The 24,953-nt window shown below is 59.4% G+C and carries 25 protein-coding genes; 14 read left to right on the top strand and 11 right to left on the bottom strand.

Features of this window, described 5'->3' with window-relative positions; translation table 11 throughout:
- Positions 1-65 precede the first annotated feature (65 nt).
- Entirely contained in the window at positions 66-1,826 is a 1,761-nt protein-coding gene (locus tag I2H36_RS17560) for a glycosyltransferase family 2 protein (RefSeq protein ID WP_210331124.1), read from the top strand.
- On the opposite strand, the gene I2H36_RS17555 is transcribed toward I2H36_RS17560, so the two are convergent.
- Entirely contained in the window at positions 1,823-2,149 is a 327-nt protein-coding gene (locus I2H36_RS17555; RefSeq protein ID WP_196265199.1) for an STAS domain-containing protein, read from the bottom strand. The genes I2H36_RS17560 and I2H36_RS17555 overlap by 4 nt on opposite strands.
- Positions 2,146-2,931 carry a PIG-L deacetylase family protein gene (locus tag I2H36_RS17550; protein WP_210331123.1) on the bottom strand — a complete coding sequence of 262 codons (786 nt, stop codon included), beginning with the start codon at positions 2,929-2,931 and terminating at the stop codon, positions 2,146-2,148. The genes I2H36_RS17555 and I2H36_RS17550 overlap by 4 nt, the downstream gene beginning before the upstream one ends.
- A gap of 331 nt (positions 2,932-3,262) precedes the next feature.
- Here I2H36_RS17550 and I2H36_RS17545 point away from each other — a divergent pair, with 331 nt between their 5' ends.
- A complete protein-coding gene (locus tag I2H36_RS17545) occupies positions 3,263-3,727 on the top strand; it encodes a hypothetical protein (RefSeq protein ID WP_196265197.1) in 465 nt (154 codons plus the stop codon).
- Here the strand turns inward: I2H36_RS17545 and I2H36_RS17540 are convergent.
- Genes I2H36_RS17540 through I2H36_RS17530 form a run of 3 tightly spaced genes read right to left on the bottom strand, consistent with a single transcriptional unit; the run spans position 3,724 to position 6,513 of the window.
- The gene (locus tag I2H36_RS17540) at positions 3,724-4,164 is read right to left on the bottom strand and encodes an ATP-binding protein (RefSeq protein WP_196265196.1); all 441 of its coding nucleotides are present in this window, start codon (positions 4,162-4,164) and stop codon (positions 3,724-3,726) included. The two genes, I2H36_RS17545 and I2H36_RS17540, sit on opposite strands and share 4 nt — an antisense overlap.
- A 32-nt stretch (positions 4,165-4,196) precedes the next feature.
- Positions 4,197-4,532, bottom strand: coding sequence for an STAS domain-containing protein (locus tag I2H36_RS20535; RefSeq protein ID WP_196265195.1), 336 nt, complete (start codon positions 4,530-4,532; stop codon positions 4,197-4,199).
- Positions 4,519-6,513 carry a PP2C family protein-serine/threonine phosphatase gene (locus I2H36_RS17530; protein ID WP_196265194.1) on the bottom strand — a complete coding sequence of 665 codons (1,995 nt, stop codon included), beginning with the start codon at positions 6,511-6,513 and terminating at the stop codon, positions 4,519-4,521. The genes I2H36_RS20535 and I2H36_RS17530 overlap by 14 nt, the downstream gene beginning before the upstream one ends.
- Before the next feature lie 72 nt (positions 6,514-6,585).
- On the opposite strand from I2H36_RS17530, the gene I2H36_RS17525 reads away from it, so the two are divergent.
- Together I2H36_RS17525 and I2H36_RS17520 are read left to right on the top strand one after the other, a co-directional pair.
- Positions 6,586-7,644: an endo-1,4-beta-xylanase gene (locus I2H36_RS17525; protein WP_196265193.1), complete on the top strand. Its 1,059-nt coding sequence runs from the start codon at positions 6,586-6,588 to the stop codon at positions 7,642-7,644.
- Between the two features lie 126 nt (positions 7,645-7,770).
- Complete coding sequence (locus I2H36_RS17520) at positions 7,771-8,286, top strand: GAF domain-containing protein (RefSeq protein ID WP_196265192.1); 516 nt, start codon at positions 7,771-7,773, stop codon at positions 8,284-8,286.
- Between the two features lie 46 nt (positions 8,287-8,332).
- Here I2H36_RS17520 and I2H36_RS17515 read toward each other — a convergent pair whose 3' ends face one another.
- A complete protein-coding gene (locus I2H36_RS17515) occupies positions 8,333-8,767 on the bottom strand; it encodes an RbsD/FucU family protein (RefSeq protein WP_196265191.1) in 435 nt (144 codons plus the stop codon).
- 6 nt (positions 8,768-8,773) lie between these two features.
- Positions 8,774-9,751: an aldo/keto reductase gene (locus tag I2H36_RS17510; RefSeq protein ID WP_196265190.1), complete on the bottom strand. Its 978-nt coding sequence runs from the start codon at positions 9,749-9,751 to the stop codon at positions 8,774-8,776.
- Between the two features lie 460 nt (positions 9,752-10,211).
- On the opposite strand from I2H36_RS17510, the gene I2H36_RS17505 reads away from it, so the two are divergent.
- The 4 genes from I2H36_RS17505 to I2H36_RS17490 all read left to right on the top strand — a co-directional run bounded on the left by I2H36_RS17505 (position 10,212) and on the right by I2H36_RS17490 (position 14,736).
- Complete coding sequence (locus I2H36_RS17505; RefSeq protein ID WP_196265189.1) at positions 10,212-11,756, top strand: sugar ABC transporter ATP-binding protein; 1,545 nt, start codon at positions 10,212-10,214, stop codon at positions 11,754-11,756.
- 5 nt (positions 11,757-11,761) lie between these two features.
- On the top strand, positions 11,762-12,757 hold the full coding sequence (locus I2H36_RS17500; protein ID WP_343234471.1) for an ABC transporter permease: 996 nt from the start codon (positions 11,762-11,764) through the stop codon (positions 12,755-12,757).
- A gap of 121 nt (positions 12,758-12,878) precedes the next feature.
- Positions 12,879-13,820: an ABC transporter substrate-binding protein gene (locus I2H36_RS17495; protein WP_196265188.1), complete on the top strand. Its 942-nt coding sequence runs from the start codon at positions 12,879-12,881 to the stop codon at positions 13,818-13,820.
- Positions 13,821-13,896: 76 nt separating this feature from the next.
- Positions 13,897-14,736 (top strand): amidohydrolase family protein, encoded by an 840-nt coding sequence (locus I2H36_RS17490; protein ID WP_246718882.1) that lies wholly within the window; start codon positions 13,897-13,899, stop codon positions 14,734-14,736.
- A gap of 41 nt (positions 14,737-14,777) precedes the next feature.
- Here the strand turns inward: I2H36_RS17490 and I2H36_RS17485 are convergent, their stop codons facing one another.
- From I2H36_RS17485 to I2H36_RS17475, 3 genes are all read right to left on the bottom strand, one after another.
- Positions 14,778-16,664 (bottom strand): bifunctional sugar phosphate isomerase/epimerase/4-hydroxyphenylpyruvate dioxygenase family protein, encoded by a 1,887-nt coding sequence (locus tag I2H36_RS17485; protein ID WP_196265187.1) that lies wholly within the window; start codon positions 16,662-16,664, stop codon positions 14,778-14,780.
- A gap of 66 nt (positions 16,665-16,730) precedes the next feature.
- Entirely contained in the window at positions 16,731-17,411 is a 681-nt protein-coding gene (locus tag I2H36_RS17480; protein ID WP_196265186.1) for a GntR family transcriptional regulator, read from the bottom strand.
- On the bottom strand, positions 17,408-18,076 hold the full coding sequence (locus tag I2H36_RS17475; RefSeq protein ID WP_196265185.1) for a GntR family transcriptional regulator: 669 nt from the start codon (positions 18,074-18,076) through the stop codon (positions 17,408-17,410). Before I2H36_RS17475 ends, I2H36_RS17480 begins: the two co-directional genes overlap by 4 nt.
- A gap of 201 nt (positions 18,077-18,277) precedes the next feature.
- Here I2H36_RS17475 and dctP point away from each other — a divergent pair, with 201 nt between their 5' ends.
- From dctP to I2H36_RS17445, 6 genes are all read left to right on the top strand, one after another.
- On the top strand, positions 18,278-19,270 hold the full coding sequence (dctP, locus tag I2H36_RS17470) for a TRAP transporter substrate-binding protein DctP (protein ID WP_196265184.1): 993 nt from the start codon (positions 18,278-18,280) through the stop codon (positions 19,268-19,270).
- An 84-nt stretch (positions 19,271-19,354) separates the two neighbouring features.
- The gene (locus I2H36_RS17465; protein WP_196265183.1) at positions 19,355-19,873 is read left to right on the top strand and encodes a TRAP transporter small permease; all 519 of its coding nucleotides are present in this window, start codon (positions 19,355-19,357) and stop codon (positions 19,871-19,873) included.
- The gene (locus I2H36_RS17460; RefSeq protein WP_196265182.1) at positions 19,870-21,171 is read left to right on the top strand and encodes a TRAP transporter large permease; all 1,302 of its coding nucleotides are present in this window, start codon (positions 19,870-19,872) and stop codon (positions 21,169-21,171) included. The genes I2H36_RS17465 and I2H36_RS17460 overlap by 4 nt, the downstream gene beginning before the upstream one ends.
- A gap of 29 nt (positions 21,172-21,200) precedes the next feature.
- On the top strand, positions 21,201-21,650 hold the full coding sequence (locus tag I2H36_RS17455) for a type II 3-dehydroquinate dehydratase (RefSeq protein WP_196265181.1): 450 nt from the start codon (positions 21,201-21,203) through the stop codon (positions 21,648-21,650).
- Positions 21,651-21,655: 5 nt separating this feature from the next.
- A complete protein-coding gene (locus I2H36_RS17450; RefSeq protein WP_196265180.1) occupies positions 21,656-22,558 on the top strand; it encodes a shikimate dehydrogenase in 903 nt (300 codons plus the stop codon).
- Positions 22,559-22,744: 186 nt separating this feature from the next.
- The gene (locus tag I2H36_RS17445; protein WP_196265179.1) at positions 22,745-24,238 is read left to right on the top strand and encodes a tetratricopeptide repeat protein; all 1,494 of its coding nucleotides are present in this window, start codon (positions 22,745-22,747) and stop codon (positions 24,236-24,238) included.
- A gap of 440 nt (positions 24,239-24,678) precedes the next feature.
- Here I2H36_RS17445 and I2H36_RS17440 read toward each other — a convergent pair whose 3' ends face one another.
- Positions 24,679-24,915 carry a hypothetical protein gene (locus I2H36_RS17440; RefSeq protein WP_196265178.1) on the bottom strand — a complete coding sequence of 79 codons (237 nt, stop codon included), beginning with the start codon at positions 24,913-24,915 and terminating at the stop codon, positions 24,679-24,681.
- Positions 24,916-24,953 lie beyond the last annotated feature (38 nt).

The following is a 24,953-nucleotide window of genomic DNA, read 5'->3' as shown; positions in this document are numbered from 1 at the left end:
GTCAGACGCCCTGGACCCCGCTTCCATATTCCCCCTGGCACGAAACATTGTGGCAGTTTCTGTGCGTGGCGAGCCTCGTCTTTGGAACGTGGTATATAGGCTGGCGTTGGGTTGCCTCGATCAATTATGACGCGCTCTGGTTCTCGATCCCTCTCCTGATCGCCGAGACAGGATCCTTCATCGGCCTCGTCCTCTTCACGGCCAATCTTTGGAGTGCGAAATCGCCTGTGCGGGCTCCCCTTCCAGTGACTGTCAGGGACTGCACGGACGATGCGGAGGTGCCCGATAGGCCAGTCTCCGTCGATGTTTTCTTTGCAACCTACAGCGAGGATCCAGAACTTGTTCGGGTCGGCCTGCAGGCGGCCAAGAAGCTCACCTATCCCCACCCTATCGATCTGCGGGTTCACGTGCTTGACGACGGCAAGCGTCCGGCCATGGAGTCGGTCGCCCGGGAAGAAGGAGTGAATTATGTCACCCGCTCCGACAACGTCGGATTCAAGGCCGGCAACCTCAGAAACGCTATGGCGTCCACGTCCGGGGACTTCATCCTGATCTGCGATGCCGACATGCATCCATTCCCTACGTTCCTAGAGGAGACGCTCGGCTATTTCAGGGACCCGAAAGTAGCCTGGGTGCAGACACCACACTGGTTCTACGACATTCCTCCGGGCATACCGCTGCCGGCCGCGCTGGGACGCCGGATGGGCAGCTTGGGTCGAGGTATCGGCAGAGCGTTCGAGCGCATCTTCGGGCCGGTTCAGGTCGGAGAGGATCCGTTCGCCAACGATCCACAACTTTTCTTCGATGTCATTCTGCGCCGGCGCAACTGGGCGAATGCGAGCTTCTGCTGCGGTGCGGGCTCGATCCATCGTCGCGAGGCGGTCATGGAGTCGGCTCTTCGTCAATGGTCCGATCAGGTCGCAGCGGCGGCCGGGCGCAATGAAAAAGCTGCCCGCCAGCTGACCGGCGAGGAGGCCATCACCGACTCGATCAGCGATGTCATGCGCTGGCAGAGCGCGCTGGAAGAAGAGTTCCAGCCCTACAAGTTCCACGTCTCCGAGGACATCTATACATCCATCGTCCTGCACAGCGACCGGGAGCGCGGGTGGAAGTCGGTTCTGCACCCGGTCGTCCAGGCACGGATGCTGTCGCCGAATGATCTTCTCAGCTGGACAATCCAGCGCTTCAAGTACGCGGGCGGCACGCTGGACATCCTTGCCCATGACAACCCGCTGTTCCGGCACGGGCTGACGCTGCCGCAGAAGCTCATGTATGGATCGACCTTCTACTCGTACCTGGCTCCGCTCTGGAACATCATCTTCCTCGTCTCGCCCATCGTCTTCCTGTTCTCAGGAATCGCTCCGGTCTCCGGCTACTCGCTCGATTTTTTCGTGCATATCGCGCCGTTCCTGCTGCTCAACGAACTCTCGCAGCTCGTCGCCATGTGGGGCAACTCGAACGCCAAGGGCCGTGCCTGGTACCTCGCCATGTTCCCACTGAATATGCAGGCGCTATGGGCCGTCGTGCGAGGGAAGAAGATCTCGTTTCCTGTCACGCCCAAGGACCGGCAGATCGGAACCTATGGCAGGCTCGTCAGGTGGCAGATCGCGCTAGTCGTCGTCACCATGGCAGGTCTGGCTTGGGGCTGGGCGGCCTATGGAATGGGACGTGAGGGATATACGCTCGGCGCGATGATCGCCAACACCCTCTGGGGGTTCAGCAATGCCCTGTCGATGATCCCGGTGATTCGGGCGGCCTATTGGCAGCCTGACGCTGAGTTCGAGGCGGCTATCGTGGAAGGGGCGTTGCCGTCGCAGGGGACTTAAGCCCATACCTCGTCAAGCGAGTTGGTTGTCACGAACACCCGATCGAGGGTCGTGAGGCGCAGGAGACGCTGCGCCTGAGGGCTGGGTGCGATAAGGCGCAGATCGCCCTCCGCTTTACGGGCAGCCTTTAGAACTGACACTAGGGTACCGAGCCCAGTGCTGTCGATGAACGAAACCTCGGACAGATCAACGGCAAGACGGCTTTGTCCCTCGGTCAGAGCACCCATCAGACGAGCCAAGACATGAGGTGCCGCAGCAGCATCCAACCTTCCTGACAGGCGGATGAGAGCAATCCCTTGAGCCGTTTGCTCCAGTTCAATCATCTTGAAACGCCGTACGGATGAACAGGCCAGAACCGCTCGGCGGGTCCGGCATCGCCGCCAGTCTTTATCGCAAAATCCGTGACGGTCTTCCTGAAATCCGATGTGAACCTGAAAATCACGGGAACCTGGGATCGGTAACAGGCGATCGAATCGAGGCGCTTCTGAAGGGTCTCCGCAATCGGCACAATGACGGGCTCCCCGACAGCATCTCCAAGAGCCGTCAAACGCGCCTCGACACCGGCAGGCGTGTGGATCGCATAGGGGCAATCTTCGTAGGCAAAGACCTTGACGCCTGCCGATGCGAGATGCCGGCCAGTCTCGAATACAAGTTGATGATCTACATGGGAGCCAATGCCCAGAGGAACGAAGACCTGCATGTCGTCGCGCCATTCTGGCAACTGACGCACCTCCTCTGCGAGATGAGCAGCGAGTTCCAATTCCTCGGGCCTCAAAGCTCCGAAAAGCTCGGGATCGGACCTGTAGCGCTCCCCACGATAGATAGCATCCGGCAGCCCAAGCCAGCGAACAGAGGCTCCGAGGGCACGGGCTGCCTCTGCATCCTCCTGACGGCGAACGGCCAGAACCTGCTCCGCATCGGTGACCTTCCACCGCTCGTGCTTCCAGGCAGCGAACTCTCCGATCATCTCGTCGACCAGTTCACCAGCGAACACGGTAATCATGCGAGGATCATGCCCGCCCTCAGCCAAACGAGCCAAGGTACCGCCGCAGGAGAGCGGAACGTCATCATAATGAGGCTGGATGAAAAGCGATGGTCCAAGCACGAAAACACTCACAGGCCTACTTCAATCGACTCAACCGATCCTTCCGGCCCAACCTGAGTTCTAGGAGCTTCCCTGGCGGATAGACGAATGAATCGTCCCGGACGCATAGCCCGATTTGAGGAGGATCGCACCAAAATGCGGATGCCGATGATGGCATTGTGACCAAAGAAGAAATTGATACTTTGTTTCAAAAAAGCAAGACATGCCGCCGTGCCTTTTCCCCTGACAAGTATCTCACTTGCCTTCCTGGGCGCAGGGCGATTAGGTTTCTGACCTCTTCCCACGGCAAATCCGTGGCGTATTGCGTACCAGGCTTACCGGAGGCTCAACGTTGACTTTCAGAGAAGGCCTCCTCAAGGCCCGAGGGCAGATCATCTTCATTGCAGCACTGACAATCTCGACAGGGATCATCATCTATCTCGAGACCCTCGATACGGAGGAGCGGATCCAAGGGCGCGTTGCGACTGAACTGGCGCGTCAGAGGAATGCCCCTCCGAGCATTTCGCCGGCGGTCGAGGCAAAGGTGAAGGCTAACCTTCAGCGGTCGGAAGAGATTTATTCCGCTGACCCGACCGCCGCTGCGGCGCGAGCGGCTTTGCTGTCGTCCCTCGCTTCCGCCGTGCAGCTCAGCATCCTGAGGCCAGAGGATGGTCTGACCCGGGCCCAAAGGATCCTTGCCGACATGGAGCGCCGCACAGGCGAGGTCAGCCCGGTGCTCGTCTCCGCCTTGGGAGCCGCAGCGGTCGCCTTCCCCACTCTCCAGGACAGGATAGCAGGGCTGGCTTTAGCCCCTTAACTCGGGGCTCCGATCCGCTTGACCATGCGCAGGCGGTTCTCGGATTCGCTCGAATGATACTCGACCTCATCCATGTTCATGCGGATGAGCGCCAGACCCATGCCACCCTCCGGGATGTCGGCCAGATCGGTTTCGTCGAAGGCGAAAGTGTCCTCCGGGACATTGTCCAGCACCTGGGCGGGCATAGGCGGAGCATGGTCGATGATCTCGATCACCACCTGATCGGCCTGAAGCCCGACCGCCACCTGGACGTCTTTCCCCCGCTCCCCGTGATAGCCGTGCTTGATGACGTTGTTGATGGCCTCGACGAGGCTGAGTTCCACCGCGTCCTGATCCTCCGGACTCAGCAGATCCTCGCACAGGGCCCGCACGGCGCGGGCGAGGAGCGAAACCTTGTCGAGGTCGCTATCGATTGAGAGGCTGATGGATGAAACCATCGTGGCTCTTTCTGCGCTCTGGCGGCGAGGGATCAGGCGGAAAGCTGTTCAACCGCGGAATCCACGTTCGCGTGAAGGGCGAAGACGCGATCCATCCGGGTGAGAGTGAAAAGACGGCTGACAGCTCCAGTCGCCCCCGCAACCGCGAGGCTACCCCTCGGGCCGAGGCGCTTGAGGCAGGAGACGAGAGCGCCAAGGCCCGAGCTGTCGATGAAGTCGACTTGGCTCAGGTCGAGAACGAGCTGATTCTGCCCGGCCTCGATGCACTTAGCCATCTCATCTTTGAATGTCGGAGCCTTGCTGGCATCGATCCGCTTCTCTTCAACCCGGACGACAAGAATATTATTGCGTAGATTAGTGGACAGCATTCGCAGGCATCCTTTCGGGTGAACGCTCCAGCATGAGAACGCTCAAGTCATCATCCAGGGTTTCAGAGCCCCGCCAGTTTCGCAAGACGTCATCAAGCCGGTCGAGCAGGATGGCACTTGGCTCTTCGGCGACCTCGCGTACTAGCGCGCGCAGCCGGTCTTCGGAGAACTGCTCGCCGCCCTGGTCTTCAGCCTCGACCAGTCCATCAGAGTAGATGAACAGGCGATCGCCCGGACCCAGGTCGAACTCGAGCCGTTCGTAAGAAGCGGCAGGCAGCATGCCGACGGGAAATCCGCCCTCCCCGATCATTTCAACGGCGCCATTGGAGCGTATCACCAGAGGCGATGGATGCCCGGCCTGAATGATGCTGGCGCGCTGTGAGCGGGAGTCGATCTCGCCGAGGATCATCGTGAAGTACGGCAGATCCTCCGGCCACTCCTCGTTAATCTGGACGACGATTTCCTCCAGCGGCGTTCCCTGGGTGCGCGTCAGGATCGCCTGCGAAAGAGCATGATGACAGGCAACCGAAACAAGAGCGGCGGCTGCTCCATGGCCCGCAACATCGACCTGGAAGAAGCCTACCGCGCCATCGGTCCGGCGCACCACATTATAGGTGTCGCCGGCAATAAGGCTCGAGGGCCGGAACAGGCCGTGATACTCCACTCCGTCGATCCGTGCCGATGGCGGCAGCATCGTCCTCTGGATGACCGCAGCGGCCTCGAGATCCTTCCGGAGCTGGCCGTAGGCGTCCCGAAGGCGGGCATGCAGAACCTGCTTCTCGTTCTGGGTCCTCTGGCGCTGAATGGCATTGGCCTTGAACACCCTCAGCGCATCGTTCATCTCGCCGATCTCATCTGCCCGGGCCAGGCGCGGCAAGGAAATCTCCAGGTCGTTGTCCGCCAACCTGAGCATGGCCTGACTAAGACCTTCCAGCGGCCGGACCACTCTCCGGCGCACGACCAGGATGCTGGCCAGCACGGCAGCAGCCCCCAGCAAAAGCAGGACCGACCACAGGGCTACAGACCGTTGGGCCCGGCTGAGTTCCGCCTCGAGCCGATCCCGGGTACTGTGAAGGAGTTCCCGCTGCATCAGAGCAATGTTGCTCAGGGTCCTTCCGGTCAAATCGTACCATTCCGCGGGACCAAGCGTGGGCGGCACCTTCCCAAGGAGCGCCGCAAGTAGAGACCTTTGAATCGGCGCAAAGGTCGAGCTGTAGTTCTCATGGGTCCTTGACACGCTCCCCTTGACACTCTCGCTCAACGGCACAGCCATTTGGCCGTCTATGAGCTCCCAGGCCAGTGCTGCGCGGCCGGCATTTTGACTGATTGCATCAATTTGAAGCCCACCGAGTTCAGATGAATTCTCAAGGGCCCGGCTCATCAAGGCTTGGTTTCGGGCGATGCTCTCACTCAGAATCGCGCCAAAAGCCCTCAGGTTGGCCTCGGTTCTGAGAACCGGGTCGAGCGGCCTCTCGCGCTGGAGAATGGTCATCCGGGACGATTGCAACTCATCCACGAGGCGAGTGGCCTCTTGGAACCAGCGAGGGGCGAATTGTTCCCCTCTTGCACCCTCTGCAAGTCCGAGCGACTGGTCGGCCTGCTGCCGCAGGGTCCTGATCTCCTGACGGATGCGAGACACCGTCTTGAGGCTGCTGCTGGCGTTGCTCAAGGATGCTCGGGTGACTGTGATCTCGCGCTCAGCAGCATTTAACAGGTCGTCCACCTGTCGCCGGACGTCGCGCAGTTCCACGAGGCCGTTGGCTTCGTTCCTCTGCCCGATCAACAGCACGTATGTCTGGCTGCGCTCGTTCGCGAGGGCCTCTGTCCCAAGCAGAAGCTGTTCCCGTACCGTATTCGACGCCACCATCCTTTCCGCCGTCTGGTATCCGAGCAGCTCGTCGCGAATCTGGAATGCAACGGCGATTAGCAAGGCAGCACCGAGGAATGCCGTCAGGAGCAACAGGATGTGGCGGATCTTCATTGATGGGGACTACAGCGGTATCGCGTTGGACGGGAAGTTGCCTGTGATATCATTCTAGGTAAGGAATGAAGAATGCACCATGAGCCGAAGAAGAGCAGCTTGTCGAGCGCCGCCGCTCGAAACGGTATGCTTTTCGGCACCGCTCTTTGCACCTCTGACCTTCTGTCGCAACCAGTCGTCAGGACAGTCCTGCGTGATTGTTCTATTGTTACACCAGAATATGAATTGAAATGGGATTCTGTGTCAGGGACCCAAGACAAGCTTGACTATACAGGTGCCGACAAACTGATTGCTTTTGCCTCGGATAATGATCTGGCCGTTCATGGGCACACGCTCTGGTGGCATGAAGCCATTCCGTCATGCTTTCAGAAGAGTTCGGACAAGCAGTTTCGGGCCGCTGCACTGAAGCATCTGACGGGCACCGTGAATCGCTATGCCGGCCAGCTGCATTCCTGGGATGTTGTGAACGAACCCCTGGAGCCTGACCATGGCCGAAGAGACGGCTTGCGTGAGACGCGCTTTCTGACGGCCTTTGGCCCCGATTATATTGAGATTGCCTTTCGTGAAGCAGCGCGCCTGGATCCTAAAGCCGTTCTCGTTCTCAACGAGATGGGCCTCGAATACGGCTCGCCCGCGGCTGAGCGAAAGCGCCGGCAGATGCTTGCCCTTCTTGAGCGGGAAAAAGCCAGGGGCACCCCGATTGCCTGCCTCGGCATCCAATCTCACCTGACCGCCTTGGAGCAACCCCGGGAACATCCGGATTTTCGCTGCTTCCTTCGGGAGGTCCGGGCCATGGGCCTGAGCGTCATGATCACCGAGATGGACGTCTCAGATCACCTTTGCCCCCGTGATAGGAGGCGGCGCGACGCCATCGTGACCGATACTTACCGGGCCTATCTCGATCTCGTCCTCGAAGAGGCTGAGGTTCTTGCCGTGATCACATGGGGGCTGTCCGACGGTCGGACCTGGCTCAACAGCTTCCGGCCCCGGCCCGACGGCGCCCCGCACCGGCCGCTTCTCTTCGATCGGGCAGTCCGGAGAAAGCATGCCTGGCATGGGGTCAGGGATAGCCTCCTGAACGGACGGCAAACTGGCTCAAGAGCCTCCGGTCTCAGCATAGGAACTGATTAACACGAATGGGCTACTGTAAACGCTGGCAATTTTCGTCCACCATGAAGCGGCTTCAACACTGACTGAACCAACGGTTTCCTCACCTTCAGTAACCCATCACTCGATTTCGCTTCAGGAAAGAAGCGCTTGGTACCCATAACAATGTCCTTCCCTACAGGTCCTCATGAGGAGGAACGCCTAAAAACTCTTCTTGAGACAGGCGCTCTCGATGCCACAGCGGATCCGACGCTTGACCTGATCTGCGAGGAGGCCCGACGGCACTTCGAGGTCCCTATTTGCACGCTGACCCTACTGGACAGAGCCCGGCAGCGCATCAAGGCGGCGCAGGGCCTGGAACCTGGCGAAACGTCTCGGGACGTGGCCTTCTGCAACTATACGATCTTGAGCGATGAGGTCTTCGTCATCGAGGACGCCGTGGCGGACGACCGTGTCAAGGACAACCCCTTCGTGACGGGAGCGCCCTTCATCCGGTTTTACGCTGGGGCTCCTTTGATATTCCTGAAGAACATCAGGCTGGGCGCCTTGTGCCTGATCGATACGAAACCCCGCTCCTTCTCGCGAGGCGACAAGGCAGAGCTTCAGCTTTATGCCGACAGAGCAGTCCGGCAGATCGCCACAGCCGAATTCGAGAAGATAAGCTGATGTCGCCTTCACCTGCTTATGAGCTTTCTGGGAGATCCAGCCAAAATCATCGATCGCGGACAACACCTTTCTTCAAGATGATATTGCCATAGAGCCTTCTTTCGCCCGTTGAAACGATCGCATAGGCAGATTTGGCCTGCTCATAAAAGGCGAAGCGCTCAAGACTGGCGAGACGAAAGTTTGAGCCTTCATGACGTGCAATGATGGCGCGGAACTCATCGAAGATCGGCTGTTCCGCCTGAGTATCGCCCACCACTTCCATGCGCCAGGCCGCCTCCAGTACGAAATCGTCGAGAGGCATCACCGACAGAATCGCATTGGTGACGTCTGTCGCCGTCAGCCCGTCGAGCCGAACGAGACGTCGAGCCATGGCGGCCGCCGGGAAGTTGGCGTCGACAATGGCGATGTCGTCGCCATGCCCCATCGAGCGCAGCACCATCAGCAGATCCGGAGACAGGAGAGGATCGATGTTTTTGAGCATGGCGGATTATCCTGGATTGTAATGGCGACTCGCCTCCGGGTCGTCGGTCGAATAAGAGAGAGAGGCCAGTTCGTCCCAAACGGCTTGCGGAATATGACAAGTTGCCCACTCGATTGTTTGGGCAACCCGTTCGGGTTTGCTGACGCCGCAGATCGTTGAGGTGATCCGTTCGTCCCGCATCGAGAATTGCAGGGCAACTGCCCCGGGCGGGACACCATGCTTGGCGCAGATAGCCTCGATGCGCCGGATCGGATCCAGCACATCTTCCGAGGCCTCCTGGTAAACATACCTCGGATAGGACTCGGAACCCTTCGCGAGGACGCCTCCCGCGTAGGGTGCTGCGTTGAGAACGGAAATTCCTTTCGAATGCGCGAAGCTGATCATGGCATCCGCATTGCGGTTGGCCAAAGTGAAGCGGTTGTGCGTGATTATCGCGTCGAAGTCCCAGTCGCGCAGGAGCGGCATCATGACGTTCACTGCACCTGCGGCTAGGCCAACCGCTTTAACCAAGCCTTCCTCTTTCATCCTGAACAGTTCCGGGAGTGCACCCCGGGCGCCGGTAGTAGTTTCCAGAGAGTCCGCGTGTTCCGGATCATGAAGGTGGAGGAGATCGATGCGGTCGAGGCCCAGCGCCCTGAGGCTCTCCTCCAAAGATCGCCGCGCCTGGGAGCCATCGAACCGGTTCGTTTCCGGGTCGCGATCCAGCTTGGTCGAAAGGACAAATCCTTCCGGCAATCCCCCGCGCTCGCGAATGACATCGCCAATCCGTTCTTCGCTGCGACCGAAACCATAGATGCGGGACGTATCGAGAAAGTTGACCGGGCCCGAGAAGATGGCCCGCACGGTCTCTCGGGCTCGGTCTTCGCTGACGTCATAACCGTAGGTTCCAGGCATGTCCCCCAAAGACGAGGTGCCGAAGCAGATCCTTGATACCGAGAGACCCGTGCGTCCGAGCGGGGTCTTCTGAATCGGCTCTATGGGCATCTGATCACTCCGTTCAGCTCTCCCGAGAGCTTCGATACGACTCCGGCGAGGAATAGGTTCAAGCCTATGGTGCAGTCTCCGAGCAGGCAAGCCACGAGACCGCAGGAGCACCATTTGGGAGGAAGTAGGACTCTGTTGCAATAGCTTCGCGTGCCCCACCTCTTCCACTAACATTTTAGTTGCTTGCCCGTACTCTTAATGAATATCATCCTCGCAAGAAAAGCTTCTTGAGCTTTTGATCCGAACCGAAACCCAAAGGAGCCCCGCAGAACGGCCCCATGGGTGCGGGTCGTCACAGGGGCGGTCGGGAGGAGCAGATGCAGGAGCAGGACAGAGTCCTGTTGGCCTCCGCAACGATTTTGGACTGCCCAATCGTCGTTGCATGGCTGCGCACGGACGCATTAAGGCATGCAAGCACTCCCTCTTTTCATGTTGCCTCAGCTTCACTGGTGCTTTGCTCATGACACCGCTTGTCACGATCAGGGACCTCGACAAGTCATTTCCCGGTGTGAAGGCTCTCAAGAAGGCTCGTTTCGAACTGTTTCCAGGCGAGGTCCATGCCCTCATGGGAGAGAACGGTGCGGGCAAGTCGACCTTGATGAAGGTGCTCGCCGGCATTTATCAGAAAGACTCAGGCGACATTCTCATTGAAGGTAGGCCCGCCGATATTCGATCGCCGCGAGCCGCGAAGGACCTTGGAATCAGCATCATCCATCAGGAGTTGAACCTGATGAATGAACTCACCGCCGCACAGAACATCTTCATCGGCCGCGAACCCAAGCGAGCCATGGGACTTCTCCTTGACGAAGGAGCTTTGAACCGGGCGGCTGCCGATATCTTCTCGCGCATGAATCTCACCCTCGATCCTCGCGCGGAGGTCGGCGAACTCACAGTTGCCATGCAGCAGATGGTAGAAATCGCCAAGGCTCTGTCGTTCAAGTCGAGGGTCTTGATCATGGATGAGCCCACGGCTGCTCTGAACAAGGCTGAAATCGCGGAGCTTTTCGGCATCATCCGCCAGCTCAAAGCTGAGGGCGTCGGCATTGTCTATATTTCCCACAAGATGGATGAGCTGAAGGAAATTTCGGATCGGGTTACCGTCATGCGCGATGGTGAATATGTCGACACCGTCCCAACCGAGTCGACCAGCGTCGATGCCATCATCTCGATGATGGTCGGGCGCAGCCTCACCGAGACCAAGACGGATGTTCCGGACCTGTCGAGCCACGATGTGGTGCTGGAGGTCCGCAATCTCCGCCGAAGCAACGCCATTCAGGATGTCAGCTTCAAACTGCGGAAGGGTGAGATCCTCGGATTTGCAGGCCTGATGGGAGCCGGTCGTACGGAGGTGGCGCGGGCCATCTTCGGAGCCGATCCGCTCGATGGCGGGGACATCATCGTCAGAGGCCAGCCGGTGACGATCCGCTCGCCGCAGGATGCCGTCCGGCTCGGCATCGGCTATCTTTCGGAAGACCGCAAGCGCTACGGACTGGCGACCGGCATGGATGTGGCGGCGAACATCGTCATGCCGTGCCTGAGAAAGTTTCTTTCTCTGAACATGGTCCTCAGGGCGCGGGCGATCCGCGAGGCGGCCCGCTCCTATATCAAGCAGCTGCGGATCAAGACGCCTTCAGATGCTCAGGAGGTACGATTCCTTTCAGGCGGCAATCAGCAGAAGATCGTGATTGCGAAATGGCTGGCACGAGACTGCGAAATCCTGTTCTTCGACGAGCCGACCCGCGGCATCGATGTCGGCGCCAAGAACGAGATCTACAAGCTCCTGAACACCCTTGCCACTCAGGGCCGCGCCATCGTGATGATCTCATCCGAACTGCCAGAGATTCTGCGCATGAGTCACCGGATCGCCGTGATGTGCGAGGGGCGGCTCACAGGTGAGCTCCCAGCCGACGGGGCGACCCAAGAAGACATCATGCGCTTGGCAACACGGCGGCATAGCCTGATGGCGGACAGTTCAAACGCGGCGATTGGGGGATCAACCACGTGACGACCATCGTAGAGAAAGATAGCCGGGCAATCGCCAGGTCCACCGTGCTGAGCCAGGGGGCTTGGCAGAAGATCCTGGCCTTCGCCAGCCTGATTGCCCTGATGGCCGTCTTCAGCATCGCGTCGGAAAACTTCCTGCAGAGCGATAACCTCATCGGCATCCTGCAGGCGACGGCCGTGAATGGCGTTCTCGCGGTCGCCGCGACCTTCGTCATCATCACGGGTGGGATCGACCTATCCGTCGGCACCTTAATGACGTTCTGTGCCGTCATTGTAGGCGTATTCCTGACCTACTGGGGTCTGCCCATGCCCGTGGGCATCGTGGCCGCCATTGCGGCTGGCGCCATCTGCGGATCGATCTCCGGCACCCTCATTGCTAAGATGAAGATACCACCGTTCATCGCAACCCTTGGCATGATGATGCTGCTGAAGGGTCTGGCCCTTGTGATTTCGGGAACCAGGCCGATCTATTTCAACGATACGCCGAACTTTTCAATGATCTCCCAGGAATCTTTGATCGGAGCCGTCCTGCCCTTCCTGCCGATCCCGAATGGCGTCCTGATCCTGTTTGTCGTTGCCATCGTGTCCAGCCTCGTTCTTACGCGCACGGCTTTCGGCCGTTATACCTTCGCCCTCGGCTCGAACGAGGAGGCGGTGCGCCTCTCGGGCGTGAACACGGACTTCTGGAAGATTATCGTCTATACCGTCTCGGGTGGGATTTGCGGCATTGCCGGTCTCGTCATCGCCTCCCGGCTCAACTCCGCTCAGCCTGCCCTTGGCCAAGGATATGAGCTTGATGCCATTGCGGCCGTGGTCATCGGCGGCACATCGCTGAGTGGCGGTCGCGGCACCATTCTCGGTACGATCATCGGCGCTCTGATCATCAGCGTGCTCACGAACGGCTTGCGAATCCTCTCTGTCGCCCAGGAATGGCAGACGGTCGTGACGGGGATCATTATCATTCTCGCCGTCTATGCCGACATCTTGCGCCGCAAGAGCTAAGCCCCTCACCTCTCGTCATCATAAAGGAGCAGACTAAACCGCAACAGCAGCCCACTCATCCAGTACATCCCCAAACCCCGGGTCATCGGGGCCGACAACGAACGATATCCAGGAGGAACAGATGTGGAGCAGACGCAACCTGATCGGTGCCATCGGCATCGGAGTGCTCATCGGCTTTTCGGGCCCTTTAGCGGCCCAGGAAATCTATATCCCTCTCATCTCGAAGGGCTTTCAGCATCAGTTCTGGCAGGCGGTAAAAGCTGGAGCCGAGCAGGCTGCCAAAGAGTATAATGTGCGTATCACGTTCGAAGGCCCTGACAGCGAGACCATGGTCGACAAACAGATCGACATGCTGTCGGCCGCGCTTGCTAAGAACCCGAAAGCGATCGGCTTCGCGGCACTGGACAGCCAAGCGGCCATCCCCCTCCTGCGCAAGGCTCAGGCCGCCAAGATCCCGGTTGTGGCCTTCGACTCCGGGGTCGACAGCGACATTCCGGTAACGACAGCCACGACGAACAATCTTGCGGCTGCGGCTCTGGCAGCAGACAAGATGGCGGAGCTGATCGGCGGAGAAGGCGATATCGCCCTCGTGGTGCATGACCAGACCAGCCGCACGGGTATCGACCGGCGCGACGGCTTTGTGAACCGGGTCAAAGAAAAGTACCAAAAGATCAAGATCGTGAGCGTCCAGTATGGCTCCGGCGATCACCTCAAATCGACGGAGATCACAAAGTCCATCCTCCAAGCGAACCCTCGTCTTAAAGGAATCTTCGGCGCCAACGAAGGGTCGGCCATTGGCGTGGTCAACGGTGCCAGGGAGATGAACCGCAAGATCGTCATCATCGGGTACGATTCCGGGAAGCAGCAGAAGCAGGCGATCCAGGATGGTTTCATGGCGGGGGCCATCACCCAGAATCCGGTCGGCATCGGCTACAAGACCGTCGAAGCGGCCGTGAAGGCTCTCAAGGGCGAGAAACTCGAGAAGGTCATCGACACCGGCTTTTACTATTACGATAAGTCGAACATGAGCGATCCGAAGATTGCTTCCGTTCTCTATGACTGAGGTTCCCCTACCGGGAGAGGGCTTTCCCCTCTCCCGCTCTCTTGTTCGGTAGCCTGCCGCCAATCGTAGGTAAAAGATGAGCCATACCCTGCGCATCGACTCCCACATGCATGTCTGGCAGCTGTCACGCGGGGACTACGGCTGGCTCACACCCAACCTTCCCACCATCTATCGCGACTTCACTGTTGAGGATGTCCGAGCGTCCTGGGAACAAGCGGAGATCGATTACGCGATGCTGGTTCAGGCTGCACCCACCCTTGAAGAAACCCGCTTTCTTCTATCGGTCGCGGAGAATGAGCCCAAGATCAGGGGCGTTGTCGGGTGGATCGACATGCTGGTACCTGATGCCGTCAACCAACTGGAACGTTTGGCCTTCAACCAGCTGTTTCGCGGGATTCGCCCCATGCTGCAGGACATTCCCGACGATGGCTGGATGTTGAAGCCCGAGTTAGCTCCGGTCTACAGAGCGGTCGTCGATCTCGGTTTATGCTTCGACGCGCTTGCTCTTCCACAGCATCTGCCCAATCTCCTGCTGCTGATCGAGCGTTATCCGGACCTGAAGGTTGTCATTGATCATGCTGCCAAACCGCCGATTGGTGAGCCCTTGGAGTCCTGGCACAAGAATCTGGCCCAGTTGGCTGATATTCCTCATGTAAACTGCAAGTTCTCGGGCCTTGTGACTGAGTGCCGAGGGCAAACGTCAAAGGCTGCGCTTGAGCCGGTATCCCAAACACTTCTGGATCTGTTCGGACCAGAACGGCTCATGTTCGGCAGTGATTGGCCTGTTTGCACCTTGCGCAGCAGCTACATCCAGTGGTGGCAGTGGGCACAGGAACTAACTGCTCATCTGCCTCCTGAGCAGAAAAGCGCTGTTTTTGGAGGCAATGCTCAAAGATTTTACGGATTGAGATCATAACAATCTCCTGACCAATCCATACACCATCGGCTTGTCGTTTATCAGAGCCCAGAAGGTGTCGCCTCAGCGGCTAGACGCGTTTGGGAAGCAAGACGGATCGGAGCATTGGAAGCGCCGTAGCCCTGGTAACCCCGGCGCTCCACGATCTCAAAAAAGAACCCGCTCTCCAGGGTTTTCGTATAGACCTGATAATACTCGGCTCCGCCCTCGCGATCATACAAGATGTTGCCGGCGCGCAACTGCCCCACATCCTCGACAGAGAGATCGGTCCTGACTTCGAGATCGTCGTAATAGTTCTCCGGAATCGGCAGGAGATCGACGCCGCGTGCTTTAAGTTTCTCGACGGTGCTGAAGATGTCGTCGGTCGCGAGCGCGATGTGCTGGATGCCCGACCCGAAGAGTTCATTCAGGAAGCGCGAAGACAGGGTGCGCTGGCTTTGGGAGGAATTGAGGATCAGGCGGAGCGCGCCGTCATCGGTCTCGATGGCCTGACTTTGCACCACACCACCGGGGTCGATGACCGCCTGAACCGGCGTTTTCCGGACATCGAGAAGCGATGCGTAGAATAGCAGCCAGGTTAGCATCTCCTCATAATGCATCGATTGCGAGATATGGTCGACGGATTTCAGTCCGGCTCCGACAAAGTCGTCTGCAGCGATGGGCTCGAAATCCACATCCCATAGTCGATCTAACCCCGATTTTTGATCGACGAAGTACAGAAGGCTGCCGCCAAGACCGCGGACGGCCGGTATGTTCATCTCGCCCGGCCCTACAGGCTGCTGAAAAGGCTGATCGAGGAGCGAGCCTGCACGGCCGACCGTGCCTGGCGCGTCGTCGACGCGCAGAGCTAGGGCACAGATGGCGGTGCCATGTGTGATGTTGAAGGAATGGGCGAAGCCTTCTTTGTCCGCATTCACAACGATGTTGATGTCACCTTGCCGCCAACGAGTGACGGCCTTCGAGCGATGGAGCCCTGCTTTCTGGAAGCCAAGGCCGCTCAAAATATGCTCCAATCCAACGACGCTCCGCTCGTCCACGGCGAATTCGACAAATTCGACTCCGGAGCAAAGGGCTTTAGGTGGGAGAGCTTCGACGTTGGGAGGAGCCGCACCCTTGCGCCGGCGGAGCTCGTCGAGCATGACGATCAGGGAGCGTTGACCGTCGATGGCGACGCTTCGCGTGGAGCCTGCCCGGAAGCGGTCGTTGAAGATCTCGAGTGACAGGAGCCCGTCGAATCCCGTCGCATGAAGCACGTCCATGAAATCGTCGATGGGAAGGTCGCCCTGTCCCGGGAAACACCGGTAATGCCGGCTCCAAGACAGGTAATCCATATCGAGCCTCGGCGCATCGGCCATTTGGACCAGGAATATCTTGTCCGACGGGATTGATCGGATCGCCGACAGGTCCGTTCCTCGCGCAAGCACATGGAAGGAATCGAGCACCAGACCCACCGCCGGATGGTTCGCGCGCCGCACGACCTCCCAGGAATCACGATAATCGTGGATGTGCCGTCCCCAGGATAGCGCCTCGAAGGCCACGCGCATGCCGCGCTTGGCGGCGCGTTCGCCGAGTTCGTGAAAGTCAGCCGCCGCCCGCTCGATTCCGCCGAGCGAATCTGGTGAGACGTTGCTGCACACCATCAGGAGGTCGCAGCCGAGTTCCTGCATCACGTCGAACTTGCGCTCGGCACGGGCAAATACCTTTGAGCGCTGCGGCTCGGGCATGCCCTCGAAGTCGCGGAACGGCTGGAAGGTGATCGTCTCGAGCCCAAGCCCCTCGATTAGACGCCGGGCATCGGCGGGCGTGCCGTTGAAGGAGAGAAGATCGTTCTCGAAGATCTCCACGCCCTTGAACTGCGCGGCCGCGATGGCCTCGATCTTCTCAGTCAGGGTGCCGCTCAGGCAGACGGTGGCGATGGCGGTGCGCATGCTCGTCGGTCCGTTTCTTTGGTTGAAATTGGGAGCTTATGCCGATCCGGCCCGCTCCTTCTCTTGTCAGCTGATGGTTCTGGTCGCCAGCGCATGCTCGACGCCTCCGGCCACGTGGCGCGTGAGCACCTCACAGGCGCGCGCAGCGTCCCGTTCCAGGGCGCATTCCAGAAGCTCGGCATGTTCATTGGCCGCGATGTCGCCGCGATAGCTCAGGGCGATCATCTGGTAGCGCAAGTACTTGTCGAAAACCGCCGCGTGGTTGTCGATCAGCATCTTGGATCCACAGGCAGAGATAAGTGCCTGATGGAACTCCCAGTCGTAGCGCTTCCATTCCTCGGTCTGGGACCTATCCCCTTGAGCCATCCGCTCTTCCATTCGGGCAAGCCGATGGTGGGCGGCTACGACCCGGCCCTCCCATTCCATGTCGCCGGCCCGGAATGACTGCTCCAGCGCCCTACCCTCGAGGAGTTGCCTGAGCGCAGCAATCTCCCTTAGGTTCGAAATCGATACGGGAGCCACCTCGAAGCCCTTCTGGCCCTCGGCCACCACGAGCCGCTCGGAATGGAGGCGATTCAGGATCTCGCGAAGCGTGCTGACACTGGCGCCATAATCCGCCTTGAGGCGATCGAGCTTCAGCTTCTTGCCCGGGGAAAGGCGGCCGAACACGATATCGGACCGGATCTTCTGGTAGGCGCTTTCCCCAACGGTGCTGGGTTGCGGGATCACGAGCGTATCGTCGGTCATGTCAGCGCCCCGCTCTCAAGCGTATAGGCCACGCATCCATTCACATGCTGAGTGAGCACCGCGCAGGCTAGTTCGGCATTTCGGGTCAGAGCGCAATCGAGCAGCGTCCGATGCTCCGCTGCCGCGATCTCTCCACGGAAGACGACGGCCACCATCTGGTAGCGAAGATACTGGTCGAAGACGCCTGTATAGAGATCGAGCAGGGTTTGGGAGCCACAGGCCTCGATTAGGGTCTGATGGAACTCGCGGTCGTAGCGTTTCCAGAGTTCCATCCCCTCTTGAGCCCCAGCCAACATCCGCCTTTCCATGAAAGTAAGCTTGTGGTGAGCGGCCACAACACGGCTTTCCCACTCCAAGTCACCGGCAGTGAAGGACAGAGGCAGGGCATAAGTCTCCAGGAGCAGCCTCATGGCCGCTACGTCTTCGAAGCCGGCAGGTGACACGGGGGCAACCCAGAAGCCGCGCTGCCCCTCGGCAATGACCAATCCTTCCGACGAGAGCCTGCTCAGGATCTCTCGCAGGGTGCTGACACTTGCGCCATAGGCATTGGTCAGCTGGTCCAACCGGAGACGTGCTCTGGGGGCCAGCCGACCGAACACGATGTCGGCACGGATCCGTTCATAGGCACGATCCGCAATGGACGTTGCCAGCAACTCAATGCTCATCCGAACACCACCGTTTGATGACTTGGCATCGGTGAACTCTCCTGGGCCGCCCTGCTTTCTGGAAGCAGGGCGGCCATATTGTAGGTCGATCACCAAAATATCAGATGATTCCAATAATGCCTATTGATTTTGTAATTCTCGGAGCTGATAGTGCCGGTCAAGACGCAGGTGAATGCGCACCAACTTGAAGGAGAGGAAACCATGGGATTTGATATCAATCGTCGTGTTCTGATGGCTGCAGGCGCAGCGCTTCTCGCCCTAAGCGCAGCTGGGCCGGCCGCCGCACAGGCACCGACGAGCCTGAGATTCTCGGCCGTCTTCTCGGAGCAGGACATCCGAGCGAACATGATGAAGCAATTCGGCGAGGCGGTGAAGGCGCAGGGCTTTAACCTTCAGCCCTATTACGGCGGCACCCTGTTCAAGCAGGGCACAGAGCTAGTCGCCATGCAGCGCGGTAACCTCGAGATGGGCAACATCGCCCCGCAGGATATCTCGAATCAGATCCCGGAATGGTCCATTGTCACCTCCGCCTATCTGTTCCGCGACGCCGATCACCTGAAGAAGGTTTTTGCGAGCGATGTGGGCCAGCAGCTCAAGAAGCTGGCTTCCGACAAGCTCGGCATCCATATCCTCGGGCCGACCTATTTCGGCGCCCGTCATGTAGGCCTCAAGCCCAACAAGAAAATCAACAAGCCTGAGGATCTTGCAGGCATCAAGCTGCGGATGCCCGGCGGCGACGCCTGGCAATTCCTTGGCCAATCGCTCGGTGCGAACCCGACGCCGATGGCTTATGCGGAGGTCTATACGGGGCTACAGACTGGCGCCATCGATGGGCAGGACAACCCGCTGCCGAACGTGCAGAACATGAAGTTCTACGAGGTGATGTCGCAGATCGCCCTCACCTCCCACCTCGTCGGCTTCGACGTTCTGGCCGTGTCCAACAAGGTCTGGGATGGCCTGTCGCCGGAGAAGAAAGCAGCCTTCCAGGCAGCCGCGGACAAGGCGATCGAGTGGAGCACGCAGGAACACCTGAAGCAGGAGGCGCAACTCGCGACCTTCTTCAAGGAAAAGGGTCTTGAGGTGTACACGCCCGACCTGAAGGCGTTCCGCGAATTCGCGCAGAAGAAGTATTTGGCATCGGATCTTGCGAAGAGCTGGCCGGCCGGTATGGTCGACAAGATCAACGCCATGTAAGGCTTCGAGCCTGGGCCGTCGGAGCCTTGCCCCGGCGGCTTTTCCAAACCTGTTCAGCGCCTTCTTACGAAGGAAACGGCTCCCATGACCTCAACATCGCGGGCACTCGGCTCGTGGCTCGCCCGACGCGCGGAGAACATCGCTGCCGCCATGCTGGCCGTGATGTTCGCAGCCTTCCTCCTGCAAATCGCCTTCCGGTATCTTCTGGGTCTCCCGATTGGATGGACGCACGAGATCAGCGTCGTCCTTTGGCTCTGGCTCGTCCTGTGGGGCGCTGCCTTCGTGGTCAGCGAGGGTGAGGAAATTCGGTTCGACATCATTTATGGAGCTGTTGGACCTGGACCTCGGCGCGTGATGGCGCTCATCAGCGCGATTGCGGTGATCGCGCTCTACACCATCTCTCTTCCGGCCATCGTCGACTACGTCACCTTCATGAAGGTGGAGAGGACAAGCTACCTTAAGATTCGGTTCGACTGGCTGTTCTCGATCTACATCGTCTTCGCTGTCGCCACCATCACCCGCTACATCTGGATCGCTTGGCAGGCCATGCGGGGCGTGGCGCCGGATGAATTCGACCCCACTAAAGCGAGCTCCGGCGTATGAACCTGACCAGCCCATTCTCGATATCGCTCGTTGCGATCACCGCCCTCGCCTTTCTTGGTCTGCCCATCGGTCATGCGATGATCGCCGGCTCGATCCTGTACCTGCTCCTGGCAGGACTGGACATGGGAACGGCCGCTGAGCAGCTGCTCAACGGCATGTATTCCAACTACGTCATCCTGTCGGTTCCTCTGTTCATCCTGGCCGCCGAGTTCATGAATATCGGCAGCATGACGGACCGCCTCATGGCGTTCTGCAATGCCTTGGTCGGCCGCTTCCGTGGGGGGCTCGCCCAGGTCAACATCCTGCAGAGCATCATTTTTGCTGGGATGTCTGGCTCAGCCATCGCCGATGCCGCCGGCACGGGACGCATGATGCAGGCCATGATGACCCGCGATGGCCGCTATCCCGGAAGCTACGCCGCTGCCTTGACGGCCGTCTCGTCGGTGATCGGCCCAATCATCCCTCCATCAATCCCGATGGTGCTCTACGCCCTCGTCTCCGACGCCTCAATCGGCTTTCTCTTCCTGGGCGGTGTCATTCCGGGTCTTTTGATGGCCCTGAGCCAGATGATCATCGTGGCGACGACCGCGCGCAGCAGAAACTTCCCCGTCGAGAAGCCGGTCGCCTTGCGCAAGCTCCCACGGATCACCTGGGAGGCCCTCCCCTCCCTCATGATGCCGGTCGTTCTGCTCGGCGGCATCTACAGTGGCGTGATGACACCGACGGAAGCCGCAGCCGTCGCGGCCGGTTATGCGCTTCTCATATCAGCGGGGCTCTACCGCAGCGTCAGCTGGCGCGACTTTTACAATGCGCTTGCGGTCAGCGCCAGAACGACGGCCTCTATCGGCATGCTCATTGCCGGTGCGCTCGTGTTTAACTATGTCATCACCGTCGAAAACATTCCGGAAGGCGTGAAGGCCCTGCTGGCAGGGTGGGACTTATCCCCGGTCGGCTTCCTGATCTTCGTCAACGTCCTTCTACTGCTGCTAGGGTGCGTGCTGGAAGGAACGGCGATCCTGCTGATTGTGGTGCCCGTCTTCATTCCTACCGCGCAGGCGCTGGGCATCGATCTCGTGCACTTCGGTGTAGTCGTCGTCGTCAACATCATGATCGGGCTGATCACACCACCCTATGGTCTGCTCCTGTTCATCATGGCGAACATCTCGGGCGAGCCCCTGCGTGACATCGTCCGCGACTCGCTGCCGTTCCTGTTCGCCATGATCGTTGCGCTCGCGATCATGACCTTCGTGCCCGAAACCGTCCTCTGGCTGCCGCGCCTCTTCGGCTACCAGGGATAAGCCTGCTCCTTTTTCAGAGACGGATTTCAATGAGCAAGCCGATCTACATCCTCAACGGGCCCAATCTCAACCGCCTCGGAACGCGCGAACCCGAGATCTACGGGCGGACAACCTTGGCCGAAGTCGAAACCATGTGCCGGGATGCCGCCTCCGGCTATCCGATTGTTTTCCGGCAGTCGAACCGTGAATACGAGATCATCGATTGGGTGCACGAGGCAATCGACGAGGGAGGCGGGATCATCATCAACCCGGCCGCCTTCACCTTCACCTCCATGGCCATCATGGATGCCCTGAAGATGTTTTCAGGCCCGCTCTTCGAGTTGCACATCTCGAACATCCACCGGCGTGAACCGATCTATCACAAGTCTTACGTCTCCCCGGTAGCGACCGCAGTTATCGCAGGACTTGGCACCAAGGGCTACCCGATTGCGGTGCGTGCCATGCTCGACATGATCGGCACCCTACCGGCAAAGGCCTGAAAGCCATGGCAGCCGGCCGTTCACCTGAACCTCAATCCCGGACCGATGATGCCTCAGGGTCATGGAACCATCCATCCGTCCTCGTCGGATTGGTGGGCACAGGCATTCAGGCATCCCGAACCCCTGCCCTTCACGAGCGTGAGGGCGGAGAACAGGGTTTGCGCTATGTCTACAAGCTGATCGACCTTGAGGTGCTCGGCCTCGATGCAAGTGCGCTCCCCGAAATCCTTACGGCAGCCCATCGCTTCGGCTACGCCGGGCTCAACATCACGCATCCCTGCAAGCAGGCCGTAATTCCTCTGCTCGACGAGCTGTCGCCCGATGCGGCTGCACTCGGAGCCGTCAATACGGTTGTGCTGAAAGACGGCCGCCGCATTGGACACAACACCGATTGGTGGGGCTTTGCCGAGAGTTTCCGGCGCGAGTTGCCTGATGTGGGTTGCGACCGGGTCGTCCAGTTCGGCGCCGGCGGCGCGGGCTCGGCGGTCGCCCATGCTCTTCTCACCCTTGGAGCAGGCGAAGTCATTCTCATCGATACGGATGAGGCCCGGGCCGGAGATCTCGCCGCCGCCCTGAATGCCCGGTTCGGCAAAGGCCGTGCTACTTCCAGCAACTCGCCCGCAGAGGTTCTGGTTTCAGCGGACGGCATGGTCAACACGACGCCGCTGGGCATGGCAAAGTACCCCGGCATGGCGATCCCTCCAGATCTCTTGCGCCCTGACCTATGGGTTGCGGACATCGTTTATTTCCCGCTTGAAACGGAACTGCTGCGCCAAGCCCGTGTCCACGGTTGCCGGACCATGTCAGGCGGCGGCATGGCTGTCTTTCAGGCCATCGGTGCGTTCCAGCACTTTACAGGCCTCAAAGCGAATACGGAGCGGATGCTCCGGCATTTCAACGAGATGTAACAAGCGGCAATCACCTAGTTTGAAAATGCCTCTGAACCAGCAACTACGGCTTTGGCGAGGCACTGCATGCGCATACTTAGGTTCAACGGCCCAACGCCTTGGCCCGCAAGGCTCAGCAAAGCTAACGCGGTTATCCCTGCATCACGTGGCCTGATTTCAGGCACATGAGGCATGCGGATCCTTACCATGACGAACATCCACCTTCCTGACGTCAACGTCACGATGGCCCTGGTGACTAGCCTCCAGGCGAGCCTGCCGGATTTCAGCCGCATAGTCGATCAGCTCGGGCATCCGTCCCCGGCACTGCGTAAGCTTGGTCTCGTGCATTGGGAGAACGGACGGTTCGAGACGGCTGCACGCACCTTCGAGGCAGCGCTCTCTCTGACCCTCGACGATCCCGACCTCTGGCGCGATCTGGCGAGCGTCTACAGTGCCTCGGACCGCGACGAGCAGGCCCTGACGGCGATTCGGACAGCCCTGGAACTCAACCCGCACAGCGCTCGATCCTGGCAGGCTCTAGCCAGCATCGCAGACCGACTCGACGATGCCGAGACGGCCGAAGAAGCCTACCGCCGCACGGTCGCGCTCGATCCGAAGGCGCCTGCCGCTCATCTCGGGCTCGGTCTGCTGCTGTTCAGGAAGAAGCAATACCAGGAAGCACTCGCGGCTGTGCGCAACTCGGTAGCACTCGATCCAGTCAACGGCTTGGCGCATTTCGCCCTCGGCCACCTGTGCTTCATCACCTGTGATTTCGCCGGTTGCGCGCGCGCCTTCGATGAGGCGACCCAGCTGACCCTGGAGCTCGATCCGCCGACCCGGAAGAAGCGCGCACGCGCCCTGACTTTCCAGACTATGATCGAAGGCCGCGTTAGAGAAGCTCTTCGAAATTACAACGAGATTGCCGGCGAAGACTGCGAGGATCTCGATATTATCGTAAGGGATGCCTTTTCTGTTCTCAGTGCCTCCGGCCACCTTGAAGCCGCCGCCGAAATCGGCAGGATGCGGCTTGCCCAGGAGCCTGACGATCCGGTGCGGCGCTATCTGCTCGACGCTGTGCTCGGGCGGAGCATGACGGCCGCACCTGCGGAGTATATCGAAACCTATTTCGATCAGTTCGCGCCACAGTTCGACAGCAAATTGCTTACGACATTGCGATACGATGGTCCACGCCAGATGACGAAGCTGGTGGCAGGGCACCGGACTGGGTTCAACCACATGCTTGATTTAGGATGCGGCACTGGACTGGCCTCTGAGGAACTACTACGGCTTGGCCCGACCCTGATAGGCGTCGATATATCGTCAGGCATGCTGACCGAGGCAGAGAAGCGCGGTGGATACACCGAACTCGTCAAGTCGGAGGCTGTGGCCTACCTTGAGGCGACCCCGAGCCGCTTCGATCTCATCTTCGCGGCAGATTCGCTGATCTATTTTGGCGATCTCGGACCGATCCTGCGAGCTGCAGCAGATGCCATGGTGCAAGGGGGGTTGTTCGCCTTGAGCATCGAGGTCGTCGCAGGAGACGGCTTCATACTGCAGCCCTCCGGTCGTTTCGCCCACGCACCTGAGTACCTCAAGGCAGTAGCCAGCGATTTCACCATTCTGGAGACCCTGGAAGGCAACATTCGGCTCGAGGCAGGACGGCCAGTAGCCGGTCTCTATGTCATCATGGAAAGACGTTGACGAAACGAGAGCCAAACCATCAGACCCTAAAGCGTCTCCGTGATCAGGGCCGACCCAGAGCCAGCCCATCCAGGCTCTATTCAATCCATATCGCCATATTCAGGTAGCCCTTTCGCTTAAAGGCGACGCGGATACTTACCCGTAGTTCGGCTTCAGGGAGGGCTATGGTCGTCATGATCATCGTATGAGCTCGTGAACACACCTATCCGGGCTCAGGTTACTATACGGGTTGAGCGAACTGGAAGGTGTCAAGTACGATCTTGATATAGTATATCACCAATGCACTGGGCGTCCTATCGATAAAACCGATAAGCGGGTGCGCGGATGAAAGGTTAGACAATCGGCAATGGGGACCGAGCAAAGGTCTGCTAACCGCGCAGATGCTGATATTCACTTTACTTCCGTTCAGTGCCAGGTCCGGACCTTCATCGCATTCCAGGCTATCCTTGCGAATGGCGGTCCAGCTCGGCCGCGAGATCCCTCACCAGTTCCCGGTACTCAGCACAGCGCGCCGTCATCACCGGAGTGTCCGAGCGCTCCCACCGTGCGAGGGCCGCCTGCGCCTCGGCGAGATCCTCGCGGAGCGACAGGAAGCTCTCGTCCGTCCTGGCCAGTTCCTCAATGGTATGCCCCCGGTCCGGAAAGCGGGCGACGGCAGCCTGGACCGCGTGATGCATGGCTTACCCCCGCTGCCGGATTCGGACGGCGCAGGTGC

This window comes from Microvirga terrestris, assembly GCF_015694425.1.
Classification (GTDB): domain Bacteria; phylum Pseudomonadota; class Alphaproteobacteria; order Rhizobiales; family Beijerinckiaceae; genus Microvirga; species Microvirga terrestris.
This window is presented reverse-complemented; position numbering and strand designations above follow the sequence as displayed.